Origin of the sequence: Aeromicrobium terrae, from assembly GCF_008039565.1 — a bacterium.
Taxonomy (GTDB): Bacteria; Actinomycetota; Actinomycetes; order Propionibacteriales; family Nocardioidaceae; genus Aeromicrobium; species Aeromicrobium terrae.
Map to the genome: position 1 here is coordinate 190,898 of NZ_VDUX01000002.1, position 13,441 is coordinate 204,338.

Here is a 13,441-nt window from a genome sequence, read left to right on the forward strand (position 1 = left end):
CCCAACCTAGTCACGGGACCAGACAGAACTCGTTGCCTTCGGGGTCGGCGAGATCCGTCTCGCTGAGCACGGTCGCGCCGGCGGCGACCAGGTCGTCGACCGTGCCGCCGGCGAGCCGGACCTCCCACCGCACGCGGTTGGGCACGGTCTTCGGCTCCGGCACCGCGGCGAAGTCGAGGCCCTCGAACGGCACGCCGGGCAGGCCGGTGATCGACCAGCAGTCCTCGTCGTCCACGCTGAGCTCGCCGCCGAGCACCCCCTGCCACCAGCGTGCGGACACCTCCGCGTCGACGCAGTCGACCTCCACGGCCTTGAGCCGGTACTCCCCCGGGGAGTCGACGACGAACACGCAGAAGTCGTCGCCCTCCGGCGCGTGGAACGTCGTCCACGGGAACCGTCCCGGCTCGTTCACCAGCTCGAGCCCCTCGTACGGCGCCAGCGAGGCGTCGAACACGTCGAGGTGCACGCGGTTCTTCACCGTGTACGGCTCGGTCACGACCTCGGTGCGGACCGTCTGCTCGAGCGCGGAGCCGAGCGTCGGCGCCCAGAACTGCTCGACGACCGCGAGGTCGTTGACGTGCATGCGGATACCGGCGAACGTCACCAGAGGCATCAACTCATCGTATGCCCCGATACGTTGGGAGCCATGACCGAGCAGTCCTCCCCCGGCGCTCACGCCTGGGGCGTCGCGACCCTCACGGACGGCGCCTCGAACAGCGGTCGCGTCCTCGACGTCTGGTACCCCGAGCCCCGGCTCGGCGCGGCTCCGGAGCGCACGCGCGAGCCGGAGGAGCTGACGGCGTTGTCGGGCGAGGACAAGGTCCGGCAGGTCCGGACCGTCGTCGTGCACACCGTCATCGACGACCTGCAGCAGCCGCCCACCGACGCCTACGACGTCTACCTGCGACTGCACCTTCTGTCGCACCGGCTCGTGCAGCCCCGCGGCCAGAGCCTCGACGGCATCTTCGGGCTGCTCACCAACGTCGTCTGGACGTCGATCGGTCCGTGCGCCGTCCCGGGGTTCGAGACCACACGCGCCCGCGCCCGTGCCGCCGGGATCCCGCTGCAGGTGACCAGCATCGACAAGTTCCCGCGCATGACCGACTACGTCGTGCCGTCCGGCGTCCGCATCGCCGACGCCGACCGCGTGCGCCTCGGGGCCCACCTCGCCGAGGGCACCACCGTGATGCACGAGGGCTTCGTCAACTACAACGCCGGCACGCTCGGCACCGCGATGGTGGAGGGCCGCATCTCCGCCGGCGTCGTCGTCGGCAACGGGTCCGACGTCGGCGGTGGCGCCTCGATCATGGGCACGCTCTCCGGCGGCGGCACCACCGTCATCAGCGTCGGCGAGAACAGCCTGATCGGCGCGAACGCCGGCATCGGCATCTCCCTCGGCAACGACTGCGTCGTCGCCGCCGGCACGTACGTCACCGCCGGCAGCAAGGTGCGGATGCCCGACGGCAGCGTGGTCAAGGCCGCCGAGCTGTCCGGCCAGGACGGCATCCTGTTCCTCACTAACACCGAGACGGGCGTCCTCGAGGCCCGGCCGCGAGGCGAGCGCACCGGCATCGAGCTGAACTCCGAGCTGCACGCCAACGAATGAGGTTGCGCTGGATCGTCGTCGCCGGACTGCTGGTCGCGGGGCTGCTCGTCGCCATCGTGGTCCGTGACCGCGAGCCCGCCCGCAGCGAGTACTGCGTCGCCGACGTCGGCACGACGCGGGCCCAGATCGACCTGGAACAGGCCCGCTGGACCACCCTGATGTCGGCCGTCGCCCAGCGCCGCGGCATGCCGCCCCGCGCCACGACGATCGCCATCGCCACGGCGTTCCAGGAGTCGAAGATCCACAACATCGACTACGGCGACCGCGACTCCGTCGGCCTGTTCCAGCAGCGGCCGTCCCAGGGGTGGGGCACGCGCGAGCAGATCCTCGACCCATTCCACTCGATCGCGAAGTTCTACGACGGCCTGGCCAAGGTGAAGGGCTACGGCTCGATGGCGATCACCGACGCCGCGCAGCGCGTGCAACGGTCCGCCCATCCCGGCGCCTACGCCCAGCACGAGGACTACGCCCGCGCGCTTGCCTCGGCCCTGCGCGGCTACAGCCCGGCGTCGTTCACCTGCCAGGTCGAGGAGCGCGGCGGCGGCCGGGCCCTCGGCGTCGCCGACGACCTCACGAAGGCGTTCGGCGAGGTCTCGGTGAACGTCGAGAAGAACACGCTCGCCGTCCCGCTGTCCGGCAAGGCTGCCGACGTGCGGGCGCGCGGGTGGATGTTCGCGCACTACCTGGTGGGCAACGCCGCCCGGCTGCGGATCACCGAGATCTCCTTCGACGGGAGACGGTGGACTGCTGCTGACTCCCCGGACGGCTGGGTGAAGGACGGCGACGCACGGGCCAACCGGGTGTCGGTGGACGCCAGCTAGTTGTTGACCAGCGCCAGCACCTCGTCGGCGTAGCGCTCCAGCTTGGCCGGCCCGACGCCCGGGACGTCGGCGAGTGCCGAGGAGTCGCTGGGCCGCGACGCCGCGATGGCGAGCAGCGTGGCGTCGTTGAAGACCGTGTACGCCGGTTTGCCGGTGTCGGTGGCCTGCTGGAGCCGCCAGGTCTTGAGCCGCTCGAACAGCGCGCGGTCCTCCGGCGGGAGCGCGGCCACGACGGACGCCTGCCGCTTGCGGGCCGTGCGCTTGGACGAGACCTGGCGTGACGGGTGGTCGGCCGGGAGCAGCGGGTCGAGGAACCGGCTCGGCTTCCGCTGGCCTCGGCCGCCCGGCTTGCGGGCCGCCGACCAGGAGATGACGAGGACCTGCCGAGCGCGGGTGACGCCGACGTAGAACAGCCGGCGCTCCTCCTCGACCGCCTCCGGGGTGTCGGCCTGCACGTACGGCACCATCCCCTCGTGCATGCCGGCGCAGAACACGGCGTCCCACTCCAGGCCCTTGGCCGAGTGCAGCGTGGCCAGGGTGACGCCGTCGGCCGCGGGAGCGTGGGCGCTCTGGGAGCGGCGGTCGAGGTCGGCGACGAGCATGGTGAGGTCGGCCGACGCGTCGGACTCGGCGAGGTCGGCGGCCATGGAGACGATGGCGTGCAGGGACTCCCAGCGGTCGCGCACCGCGCCGGCGCCGGCCGGCGCCTCGTCGGTGTGACCCATGCTCGCCAGCACGGCCCGGACCTCCTCGACGAGCGCGCCGTCCTGACCGGCCCGGGCGGCGCCGCGCAGCAGCGTGACCGCCTGACGGACCTCGGCCCGTTGGAAGAACCCCTCGCCTCCGCGCAGGGTGTACGGGATGCCGCGCTCGCCGAGCGCCTCCTCGAACGTCTCGGACTGCGCGTTGATGCGATACAGGACTGCGATCTCGCGGTACGGCACACCGTCGTCGTGCAGCTGCGCGATCTCGTCGGCGATGGCCGCGGCCTCGGCGACCTCGTCGGGGTGGCCGACGTAGGTGACCGGGTCACCCGGTGCGGCCTGGGCCTGCAGGGGTGCGATGTTCCCGCGGCCGAACACCGCGTTGGCGACGGCGACGACCTGCGGGGTGGAGCGGTAGTTGCGCACCAGCTCGAGCCGCTCGGCCTCGGGGAACTTCCGGGTGAAGTCGGTCAGCAGGCGGGGCGACGCACCGGCGAACGAGTAGATGGTCTGGCGCGGGTCGCCGACGACGCAGACGTCGTCGCGGCCGCCGAGCCAGAGGTCGAGCAACGTGGACTGCAGCGGGTTGACGTCCTGGAACTCGTCGACGACGAACCAGCGGTACTGACGCCGCACCTGCGCGGCGACGCGCTCGTCGTCGGCCAGGATGGCGGCGGTGATGAGGAGGATGTCCTCCATGTCGATGCGGCCGCGCTCACGCTTGACGTCCTCGTACGCGGCGAGGAGCGCGGAGACGTCGGCGGGGGTCATGCCGGCCACCTCGCGGTGGGCGCGCGCCGCGGCCTGCGGGTAGTCGGCGGCGCGGACGTTGCTGACCTTGGACCACTCGATCTCCGCGGAGAGGTCGCGCATCAGGGCGGTGTCGCCGCGCTCGCCGACCCGGCGGAGCGCCTCGCCGACCAGCGCGAACTTGGACTGCACCACCTCGGGGAACTCGCTGCCGTAGACCTGCGGCCAGAAGTACCGGGCCTGCCGGAGCGCTGCGGAGTGGAACGTGCGGGTCTGGACGCCCGGGGCCTCGAGCTGGCGCAGCCGTTCTCCCATCTCTCCGGCGGCGCGGCGGGTGTACGTGACCGCCAGCACCTCCTGCGGGCGGTACAGACCGGTGGCGACGCCGTAGGCGATCCGGTGCGTGATGGCCCGTGTCTTGCCCGTGCCGGCACCGGCCACGACGCACACCGGACCGCGCAGGGTGGTGGCGACCTCGCGCTGCTCGGGATCGAGGCGTTGCAGCAGGTCGTCGGGAATCATCGGGGGTCCGAAATGGTTGACATCAGCGCCAGAGTAATCGCCTGAGGAGACACTCGATGACCGCCCAGTTCACGCTCTACTCCACCCCGTGGTGCGGCTACTGCCACCGCTTGAAGGGGCAGCTGCAGCGGGAGGGCATCGACTTCGTCGAGGTCGACATCGAGCGCGACGAGGCCGCCGCGATCACCGTCATGAACATCAACCAGGGCAACCAGACCGTGCCCACCCTGGTGTTCGAGGACGGCACCGCGCTGACCAACCCGTCGGTCGCGCAGGTGAAGGCTCAGCTCACGTCCTGATCCCTGCGGGTCCCGGGCGTGAACCGGATCGGGAACCGCACCGGCCCGGTGTTGCCGGAGACCGGCAGCCACTCGCCCGGACCGTCCGGCCGGGCGTCGGGCATGCGTGCTGCCAGCAGTGGCAGGGCCACCGACATGTCGACGCGGGCCACGAAGTGGCCGAGGCAGTGGTGCACGCCGGCGCCGAACCCGAGGTGCGGCGGCCGGACCTGCGTGATGTCGAACGCCGGGTCGGGCATCGCCGACGGGTCGGTCCCCGCCGCGTGTGAGATGACCTGGACGATGCCGCCGGCCGGGATGTGCAGCCCGCGGAAGTCGACGTCCTCGACGGCCTCCCGGGTCACCCACGTCACCGTCGGGTTCACCCGCATGACCTCCTCGACGGCCTGGCGACCGAGGTCCGCTCGCTCGCCGAGCAGCCTCCACTGGTCCGGGTGGGCGAGCAGGGTCTGCAGGGCGAGGCCGATCTGGTTCCGCGTCGTCTCCATGCCCGCGAAGGCGAGGAAGACGAGCGCGACGCTCAGCTCGTGCCGGTCCAGCCGGCCCTCGTCGGTGTGCGCCTGGAGGAGCGTCGTGACGAGGTCGTCGCGCGGGTTGGCCGCGCGGTCCTCGATGACCGCCTCGACGTAGCCCTCCAGTCCGGTCAGCGCAGCCTCGATGACCGGCACGTCGCGCGCGACGTTGACGCCGAAGCTCTTGCCGAGGTCGTCGGCCCAGTGCGCCACCTGCGGCCAGTCGTCCTCAGGCAGCCCGAGCAGGATGCAGATGATCCGCGCGGCATAGGGCTCGGCGAACTCCGAGACGAGCTCGACCTCCCCGCGCTCGACGAATCCGTCGATCAGCTCGTGCGCCAGCTTCTGGAACGTCGGCGACATCGCGGCGATGGTCTTGTTCCGGAACGCCGGCCGCAGCAGCGTGCGCAGCCGGGCGTGGTCCTCGCCCTCGAGGCTCAGCAGCGTCTCCGCCCACCAGTCGGAGAACAGCCCGGAGTGGATGCCGTTCTGCGCCGGCCACTTCGCGTTGCCCTGGATGAACCGCCGGTCCTTGAGGATCGCCTGCGCCTCGTCGTACCGGAGCACCGCCCACCCGAGGTTCGTCTCGACGTACCAGTCGTCCTCCCGCGCCGCATGCACCTGTGGCGCTGTGACGTCGAACGTCGGGTCGGAGAGGTCGAAGCGCGCCGGCATGGCGTCAGCGTAGTGAGGCGCTCGGCCCCGGCCCCGAGATTTGCTCCGCCAACCACCACCAGTCACCCACCGCGTGGTGGTCAGGGGAGCACATCTCGTGGCCCCGGGCTCACCACTTGCCGCTGATCTCGCCGCCGTGCCACTCGTTGACGAGCCAGCGCGAGATGGACACGAGCGGCGGGAGCAGGAGCTCGTTCGCCTTGCTCAGCTCGGTCATCTCCGCGCGGGTGAACCAGCGGGCCTCCTCGATCTCGTTGCCGTCGACGCGGATGTCATGCGACAACGCCGTGCCGAAGAAGCCGAGCATCAGGCTCGACGGGAACGGCCACGGCTGGCTGCCCGCGTACGTCACCTCGCCGACCTCGACGCCGACCTCCTCCATCACCTCGCGGCGCACCGCGTCGGGCAGTGACTCCCCCGGCTCCACGAAACCGGCGAGGGTCGAGAACCGGTTCGGGGGCCAGACCTTCTGCCGGCCGAGCAGCGCGCGGTCGTCGCCGTCGGTGATGAGCATGATCACCGCCGGGTCCGTGCGCGGGAAGTGGTGCGTGCCGCACGACGGGCACTGGCGCACGTGTCCGGCGTCGTGCACCTCGGTGGGGGAACCACAGTTCGAGCAGAAGCCGTTCAGCTGGTGCCACCGCGCCAGACCGACGGCGTGGACCGCGAGCGAGGCGTCCTCCGGGGCGATCGTGGGGCCCACCATGCGCAGGCTCTGCGGATGGAGGGAGTCGTCGACACGATCGACGACGACCGCGGCGTACGACTCGCCGTCGCGCTCGCCGAGGAACAGCCACTCGCCGTCCGGAGCCTGGTCCGCGGGGATCCAGCGGATGCCGCCGGTCTCGTCAGTCGCGAGGTGCTCGCCACCAAGGACCATCACCTTGAGGTCGCCCTCGCGCCAGGCCTCGTTCAGGCGGCGATGCGCGGCGCGGTCGTGCTGCGTGCTCTGGAACGCGTAGTCCACGTCCTCAACCTAGACGGAGCAGCCTCACGAGCTCGTCGCGGCCGGGCAGCTGGTCCGGCGTGAACCGCTGCACCTCGTCGAGGCGGACGTAGTAGAACGCCGCGCTCACCCCGGACGGGTCGACGCCGGCCAGCTCCGACCAGGCCAGCCGGTACACGGCGAGCTGGAGCGGGTCGGCCGAGGCGGTGGCGTTGGTCTTCCAGTCGACCACCTCGAACCCCGCATCGGTGGCGAAGACCGCGTCGATCCGGCCGATGACCTGCTCGCCGCCGACGTCGAACGCGAACGGCACCTCGACGCCCACCGGGGTCAGGTCGGCATACGGGCCGGCGAGGAACAGCTCCTTGATGCGGTCGAGCTCGGCGTCGGTGTCGACGTCGGCGTCGCCGCGGCCGGGCAGCTCGGTGGGGTCGAGCAGCGGCTGGATGCCGTAGTGGGCCTCGACCCAGGCGTGGAACCGCGAGCCGAATCGGGCCGCCTCGGACGGAGCCCGCGGCACCGGCCGGGCCAGGGACCGGGCGAACGCCTGCTCGTCGTCGGCCAGCGCGAGCACCTGTGTGGCGGACAACGCAGACGGCAGCGGCACGACGACCGGGCCGGCCGCGAGCTCTTCCTCCGCGCGCCAGGCCGTCACCTCGGCGTCGAGCTTCTCGAGCGTGGCGAGCTCGGCGGCCTCGTCCTCGTCGCCCGTGGGATCGGCCGGCGGGTGGTCGACCGCCGCGCGACGGGCCGCCATCTCGGCGGGCTGGCGCGGCCAGGCGACCGGCTCGACGTCCAGCTCCGGGTTCTTCCCGCCGAGCGGGCCGTCGTCCCACACGTCGACCGTTCGCCCCTGGCCGCGGCAGACGTCGGCGACCTCGAGCAGGAACGGCGAGACCTCGTACGGGTTCTTCGCGCGGCGCCCCCAGCGGTGACCGCTGACGTGCAGCGCGGTGCGGGCACGGGTGAACGCGACGTAGGCCAGACGGATCTCCTCGGAGAGGTCGTCGTCGCGGAACTGCTCGATCAGCTGGGACAGACCCTTGTTCGACCACTCCGGCAGGCTCGGCAGGACGTCGGCGTCGCCGCGCAGCGGGTACGGGAAGCCCTTGGAGGTGGACGTCCAGCGGTCGCGACCGCGCGTGGACGGGAACGTGCCCTTCACGACGAGGGGGACGAAGACGCGGTCCCACTCGAGGCCCTTGGCGGTGTGGATGGTGAGCACCTGCACGGCACCCGGCCGGGCGCGGTCCGGCACCTCGAGGCCCTGGCCGAGCTCCTGCTCGGCGCGGAGGTAGGCGATGAACCCGGCGAGGGAGTCGATGTCGCTGCGGCCGCCGACGTCGGCCGCGACGTCGACGAGGCGGGCGAGGTCGTCGGACGCGCCGGTGTCGAGCAGGGCGGTCTCGATGTCCAGGTCGAGCCGGCGGATGGCCGCCTGCACGATGTCGGCGATCGAGCCGCCCAGCGACCGGCGCACGGTGCGGATGACGGCAGACACCTCCGCGAACCGTCGCAGCGCCTCGGCGGAGTATGCGAGATCGCCCGGGTCGTCGACCGCGTCGGCGAGCGAGACGATCTCGGTGGGGTCGCTGCCCGCGACGGCCGCGGAGAGCTTGCCGCTCAGCGACTCGTCGGGCTCCGGCTCCAGCTCGCGGGCCAGGGTGGAAGCCCGGTGGCCGAGCATGGCCAGGTCGCGGGCACCGATCCGCCAGCGGTCGCCGGTGAGCAGGCGCAGCATCGCCGGGTTGGCCGTGGCGTCGGCGACGACCTCGAGCAGGCTGACGACGTCGCCGACGTGCGGCAGGGTGAGCAGGCCGGCGAGTCCGACGACCTCGGCGTCGACGCCGGCGCGGCGCAGTCCGGCCGTGATGACCGGCATCTCCTCACGCGTGCGGAGCAGGATGGCGACCGACTCCGCGGGGTCGGCCGCGCGCGCCGCGGCCACCCGCTTGACCAGCGCGTCGAGCTCCTCGGTGATCGTCGGGTGCAGCTCCACGGTGACGTCCGCACGGCCGAACGTGGTGTTCTCGTCGGGCAGCAGCGGCTCGAGCTCATCGTGCCGCTCGAAGTACGGCTCGGCCACCCGGTTGGCGACGGCCAGGATGTCCGGATGGCAGCGGCGGCTCACCCGCAGCCCGTACAACGGCCCCTCGGAGCCGTCGGCCGCCGGGAAGTGCTGCCGGAAGCGCGCGATGTTGTCCGACGACGCGCCGCGCCAGCCGTAGATGCCCTGCGTCGGGTCGCCGACTGCCGTGATCGGGTGCCCGTCGCCGAACAACCCCTGCAGCATCAGCCGCTGGGCGACCGAGGTGTCCTGGTACTCGTCGAGCAGCACCACGCCGAACCGCTCGCGCAGGATCTCGCCGACCTCCGGGCACTCGATGCCGAGCCGCGCTCCCCCGGCCATCTGGTCGGAGAAGTCCATGACGCCGGCCATCAGCTTGTCGGCGCGGTACGCCTCGACCAGCCGCGTGAGGTCGATGCGCTCGAGCGCTGCGGCGCGTGCCTTGGTGAGGTCGTTGGTCAGCTTGGGCAGCGCGTCGATGACGGCGACGACCTGCTGGTCGTGCTCGCGCAGCTTCTCGGGAGTGACCAGGTGCTCCGACAGCGCGCCGTCCAGCGCGAGGACGCGGTCGACGGTGGCAGCCAGCAGGATCGTCAGGTTGGGCAGCGGCTCGCGGTACCGGCGCACGACGCGCGCCGCCCGCTGGAACCGCGTGGCGTCGGACGTGACCAGCAGGTCGGTCTCGAGGCCGAGCCGCAGGCCGTGCTCGGTGATCAGCGACCCTGCGAACGCGTGGTACGTGGAGACGACGGGCTCGCCGTGCTCGTCGAACAGCGTGCGCATCCGCTCGGGGTCGCCGGCAGCGAGGAGGCTGGTGCGGACGCGGTGCCCCAGCTCGGCCGCGGCCTTCTTGGTGAACGTCAGGCCGAGCACCTGGCCGGGCGGCACCTCGTCGTGGCCGACCAGCCAGACGACCCGGGCCGCCATCACCGTGGTCTTGCCCGAGCCGGCACCGGCGACGATGACGCCGGGCGCGGTCAGTGGTGCGGTGATCGCCGCCATCTGCTCCGCACTGAACGGGATGCCGAGCAGCTGGCGGAGGTGGTCCTCGTCGCGGACGAACCGGCTCATGCGACGTCACCCACGGTGGGGCCGCCGTCGTGCTGAGCCGGGCAGGAGCGACGGAACGGGCAGCGGTCGCAGTGCTGGTTGAGGGTGGCGGCGAACCGCTCGAGCCGCACCGCGTCCCGTGACGTGGCGATGAGGTCGTCGGCGAAGAACGGCTCACCGTCGCGCGGCGCGTCCTGCTCCTGGACGACCGGCATGCCCGGGTCGGCCTTGAGCTCCTTGCGGAGGTGCACCAGCTCGGCACCGCCGCTCTGCGTGTGCTCCGGCACGGCGCCGTGCAGCACGGCGACCTGGTAGACGCCGAGCTGCGGGTGCTGCGAGATCTCCTCGACGGTGGGCTTGTTCTTGCCGGTCTTGAAGTCGACGACGTGCACGCGGCCGTCGGCGTCGACCTCCACACGATCCATCGAGCCGCGCAGCCGGACCGTGTCCTCACCGACCGGCACATCGACGACGAACTCGTGCTCCGCGCCCACGGTGGTGCGGTCGCCGCGGTCCTGGTGCCAGCGGACCAGCCGGCGGACGGCGGCCGCCGCCTCGTCGCGCTCGCGGGCCGCGATCCACGGGGTGTCGTAGTCGAGCTGGTGCCAGATCGAGTCGAGGTGGGCGATGAGCTCGGTGGCGTCGGCATCGACGGTCAGCTGGTCGACCAGCTCCTTGGCGAGGACGTGGATGGCTGAGCCAAAGCCCTGCGCGGTGCTGGTGGGCTCGGTGCCCTTGGCCTCACGGGACAGGAACCAGCGCAGCGAGCACAGTGAGAGGTCGGAGACGGCCGATCCGGACAGCGCGAGCGGCTCGTCAGCAGGACGGATCGGCACGTCGGCCTGGGTGTGCTCGCGGATGCCCCACCAGGTCTCCGGGTCGGCGGCCGGAACGACGTCGCGCAGCTCGCGCAGGCGGCTCGATGCCCCGGCCCGCACGGCCGGGGTGGCACCGCGCTCGGCCAGCCACCGCAGCTGCGTGACCGCGCCGCGCAGGGTGACCGGGCGCATCGGACGGCGCAGCGGCTCCGGCGACGACCGGGGCACCCCGTGCTCGATCAGCTCCTCGACGAAGCGGGACGGCTGCTCGCCGTCGCTCGCCATGCTCTCGACCGCCGTGACGACCAGGCGCCGCTTGGCACGCGTCATCGCCACGTAGAACAGCCGGCGCTCCTCGGCGAGCAGGCTGCCGAAGCTCGGCGGCCGGCCGTCACCCCGCGGGTCGAGCCGTTCGGTGCGGAGCAGGGTGCCGGCCGTGCGGGTGGCCGGCCAGCGGCCGTCCTGGACGCCGGCCAGCACGACGAGGTCCCACTCCAGGCCCTTGGCGCGGTGCGCCGTCATGACGCGGACGGCGTGCGGTCGCGTCCCCCGCTCGGCGAGCGTGTCGCCCGGGATCTCCTGGCCCTGCAGGCCGTCGATGTAGGCGGCGATCTCGACGCGGGCCCCTCGCTCCTGCGAGCGCGCGGCGTCGTCGAACAGGGCCACCATCGCGTCGAGGTCGCGGTGCGCCGACTCGTCGCCGTGGTCCGCGGCGGCCGACAGCCGGCGCGGCCAGCCCGTGCCGTCCCACAGCGCCCAGAGGACGCGCTCGGCCGTGGCGCGGTCGGTGATCAGCGCAGCGGCCTTCTGCAGAGCCGTCGCGAGCCGTGCGGCCGGGCCGTCGGGCATGCCGAGCGGCTCGGCCAGGCGCTCGGCGACGACCTCGCGGGAGTCGCGCAGCACGCCGTTCTCCTCGGCGTCCTCACGTCGGAGCGTGCGAGCCAGCCGGCGCATCTCGCTGGGGTCGAGGTGGCCGAGCGGCCCGGTGAGCAGCGCCTCCGCCTCCTCCGGCACCAGCGGCCGGCCAGCGGCGAGCGCCATCGCGGCACGGGCGGCGAGCAGCAGCGACCGGACCGCGGGCTGCTCGGCGAGCGGGATCTCGTCGCCGGCCACCTCGACCGGCAGGCCGACGGCGCGGAGCGCCCGCTCGTACGGTCCGAGCGACTCCCGGCCGGTGCGGACCAGCACGGCCATCTGGTCGAACGGCACCCCGTCGTCGAGCGCGGCGCGACGCAGCAGCGACGCGATGTGCTCCGCCTCGGCCCGTGGATCGGTGGCCGTGAGCACCTCGATCGACCCGTCGGCGTCGTCGGGCTCGGGGTTCCGGAACGCGGCGAACTGCTCGGCCGACAGCGATCCGGTGACGCCGATCCGGTTGATGATCGCCCGCGACGCGGCGCTCAGCGTGGGCCCGAACCGCCGGGTGCGCTGCAGCGCGAGCGTGGTGGCCGGCCGCTGCGGGGTGCCGAAGATGTCCGGGAAGTCCCAGATGCCGCGGACGTCGGCGCCGCGGAACGCGTAGATGGACTGGTCCGGGTCGCCGACGGCCACGAGCTCGGTGGCCGGGCCGACGAGTCGCTGCAGCAACGCCACCTGCGCCGGGTCCGTGTCCTGGTACTCGTCGACGACGAGCAGCCGCGGCTGCGGCACCTCCTCGAGCGACGTGGCGTCGTCCACGAGACCCGAGTAGTCGGTCTCGCCGGCGATGGCGAGCACCTGCTCGTACTCGGTCCAGAGGTCGGCGACGGGGTGCCAGGCGGCCTCGCCGCGCTCGTCGGCGAGCCGGTGCACGTCGGACGGGTCGAGGCCGTACGAGCGGGCGCGGCCGATGAAGTCGGCGAGCTCACGGGAGAAGCCACGCGTCCGCAGGGCCGGCTGGAGCTGCTGCGGCCAGGTGACGCGGCCCATCTCGGTGGCGCCGAGCAGCAGCTCGGACAGCCGCCACAGCTGCTCCGGCGCGCTGAGCAGCCGCAACGGCTCGGCGAACTGCTCCGGCGGCGCGGCCTGGCGCACCAGGGCGTAGCAGTAGGCGTGGAACGTCATGGCCGGCACGACGCCCTTGCCGGGCAGGCGGCGCGCGATGCGGGCGCGCAGCTCCTGCGCCGCCTTGCGCCCGAACGTCAGGACGAGCGCGTCGGCGGGGTCGAGGCCGCGCTCCACCCTGTCGACGACGAGCTCGACGAGCGTGGCGGTCTTGCCGGTGCCCGGCCCCGCGAGGACGAGCAGCGGGCCACCCCGATGATCGACGACGGCTTGCTGGCTGGGATCGAGCTGAGGCGGCGCGTCCCCCGGCGGCGGGGGCTGCAGGACGTACTCAGGCACGGGCTCCATCAGACCAGAGGGCTCGGACAACGTCGACGTGCCCACGCACCACCGGCGTGCCCTCGGCGCGCCAGTGCTCCTGGGCGTCGGTCATCAGGTGCGGCGGGAGCGTCCCGTTGGCCCGGACGACGCGCCACCAGGAGACCGCTGCGCCCTCCAGCGACATCACCCGGCCGACCTGCCGCGCCCCGCCCTCGCCGAGCAGGTCGGCGATCCAGCCGTACGTGACGACGTGACCGGGCGGGATCGACTCCACCACCGACAAAACGCGTTCCGTGAAGTCCCCGTCCTCGCTGGCAGTGACGTTTTCGCCCTTGTTTTCCGGATTCATGGGCGAAAACGTCACGC

Annotated in this window: 10 protein-coding genes and 1 pseudogene; 3 read left to right on the forward strand and 8 right to left on the reverse strand. The window is 72.6% G+C overall.

Annotated elements, in window-relative coordinates; translation table 11 throughout:
- Positions 1–10 precede the first annotated feature (10 nt).
- Complete coding sequence (locus FHP06_RS04455) at positions 11–613, reverse strand: VOC family protein (protein WP_147684198.1); 603 nt, start codon at positions 611–613, stop codon at positions 11–13.
- A gap of 33 nt (positions 614–646) precedes the next feature.
- Here FHP06_RS04455 and dapD point away from each other — a divergent pair, with 33 nt between their 5' ends.
- Both dapD and FHP06_RS04465 read left to right on the forward strand, forming a co-directional pair.
- A complete protein-coding gene (gene dapD, locus FHP06_RS04460) occupies positions 647–1,606 on the forward strand; it encodes a 2,3,4,5-tetrahydropyridine-2,6-dicarboxylate N-succinyltransferase (protein WP_147684200.1) in 960 nt (319 codons plus the stop codon).
- Positions 1,603–2,427: a hypothetical protein gene (locus FHP06_RS04465; RefSeq protein WP_147684202.1), complete on the forward strand. Its 825-nt coding sequence runs from the start codon at positions 1,603–1,605 to the stop codon at positions 2,425–2,427. The genes dapD and FHP06_RS04465 overlap by 4 nt, the downstream gene beginning before the upstream one ends.
- On the opposite strand, the gene FHP06_RS04470 is transcribed toward FHP06_RS04465, so the two are convergent.
- Positions 2,424–4,403 carry an ATP-dependent helicase gene (locus tag FHP06_RS04470; RefSeq protein WP_147684204.1) on the reverse strand — a complete coding sequence of 660 codons (1,980 nt, stop codon included), beginning with the start codon at positions 4,401–4,403 and terminating at the stop codon, positions 2,424–2,426. The genes FHP06_RS04465 and FHP06_RS04470 overlap by 4 nt on opposite strands.
- Positions 4,404–4,459: 56 nt before the next feature.
- Here FHP06_RS04470 and FHP06_RS04475 point away from each other — a divergent pair, with 56 nt between their 5' ends.
- Positions 4,460–4,702 (forward strand): mycoredoxin, encoded by a 243-nt coding sequence (locus tag FHP06_RS04475; protein WP_147684206.1) that lies wholly within the window; start codon positions 4,460–4,462, stop codon positions 4,700–4,702.
- Here FHP06_RS04475 and FHP06_RS04480 read toward each other — a convergent pair.
- The 6 genes and pseudogenes from FHP06_RS04480 to FHP06_RS04500 all read right to left on the reverse strand — a co-directional run bounded on the left by FHP06_RS04480 (position 4,687) and on the right by FHP06_RS04500 (position 13,424).
- Complete coding sequence (locus FHP06_RS04480; RefSeq protein WP_147684208.1) at positions 4,687–5,889, reverse strand: cytochrome P450; 1,203 nt, start codon at positions 5,887–5,889, stop codon at positions 4,687–4,689. The two genes, FHP06_RS04475 and FHP06_RS04480, sit on opposite strands and share 16 nt — an antisense overlap.
- A gap of 109 nt (positions 5,890–5,998) precedes the next feature.
- On the reverse strand, positions 5,999–6,856 hold the full coding sequence (gene nudC, locus FHP06_RS04485; RefSeq protein WP_230973405.1) for an NAD(+) diphosphatase: 858 nt from the start codon (positions 6,854–6,856) through the stop codon (positions 5,999–6,001).
- A 4-nt stretch (positions 6,857–6,860) separates the two neighbouring features.
- Positions 6,861–8,966, reverse strand: coding sequence for a 3'-5' exonuclease (locus FHP06_RS04490; protein ID WP_456236636.1), 2,106 nt, complete (start codon positions 8,964–8,966; stop codon positions 6,861–6,863).
- 51 nt (positions 8,967–9,017) lie between these two features.
- Positions 9,018–9,974, reverse strand: a pseudogene (locus FHP06_RS16350) (UvrD-helicase domain-containing protein); the annotation flags it as partial.
- Entirely contained in the window at positions 9,971–13,093 is a 3,123-nt protein-coding gene (locus tag FHP06_RS04495; RefSeq protein ID WP_222706359.1) for an ATP-dependent helicase, read from the reverse strand. The gene FHP06_RS04495 and the pseudogene FHP06_RS16350, both read right to left, overlap by 4 nt.
- Positions 13,086–13,424 (reverse strand): MGMT family protein, encoded by a 339-nt coding sequence (locus FHP06_RS04500; RefSeq protein WP_147684215.1) that lies wholly within the window; start codon positions 13,422–13,424, stop codon positions 13,086–13,088. Before FHP06_RS04500 ends, FHP06_RS04495 begins: the two co-directional genes overlap by 8 nt.
- Positions 13,425–13,441: the final 17 nt, after the last annotated feature.

Excerpts from the sequence above, each read along its gene's own strand:
- FHP06_RS04475 (WP_147684206.1), top strand. The coding sequence starts at position 4,460 with ATGACCGCCCAGTTCACGCTCTACTCCACCCCGTGGTGCGGCTACTGC.
- FHP06_RS04500 (WP_147684215.1), bottom strand. The coding sequence starts at position 13,424 with ATGAATCCGGAAAACAAGGGCGAAAACGTCACTGCCAGCGAGGACGGG.
- FHP06_RS04470 (WP_147684204.1), bottom strand. The coding sequence starts at position 4,403 with ATGATTCCCGACGACCTGCTGCAACGCCTCGATCCCGAGCAGCGCGAG.
- FHP06_RS04480 (WP_147684208.1), bottom strand. The coding sequence starts at position 5,889 with ATGCCGGCGCGCTTCGACCTCTCCGACCCGACGTTCGACGTCACAGCG.
- dapD (WP_147684200.1), top strand. The coding sequence starts at position 647 with ATGACCGAGCAGTCCTCCCCCGGCGCTCACGCCTGGGGCGTCGCGACC.
- FHP06_RS04455 (WP_147684198.1), bottom strand. The coding sequence starts at position 613 with ATGCCTCTGGTGACGTTCGCCGGTATCCGCATGCACGTCAACGACCTC.
- FHP06_RS04465 (WP_147684202.1), top strand. The coding sequence starts at position 1,603 with ATGAGGTTGCGCTGGATCGTCGTCGCCGGACTGCTGGTCGCGGGGCTG.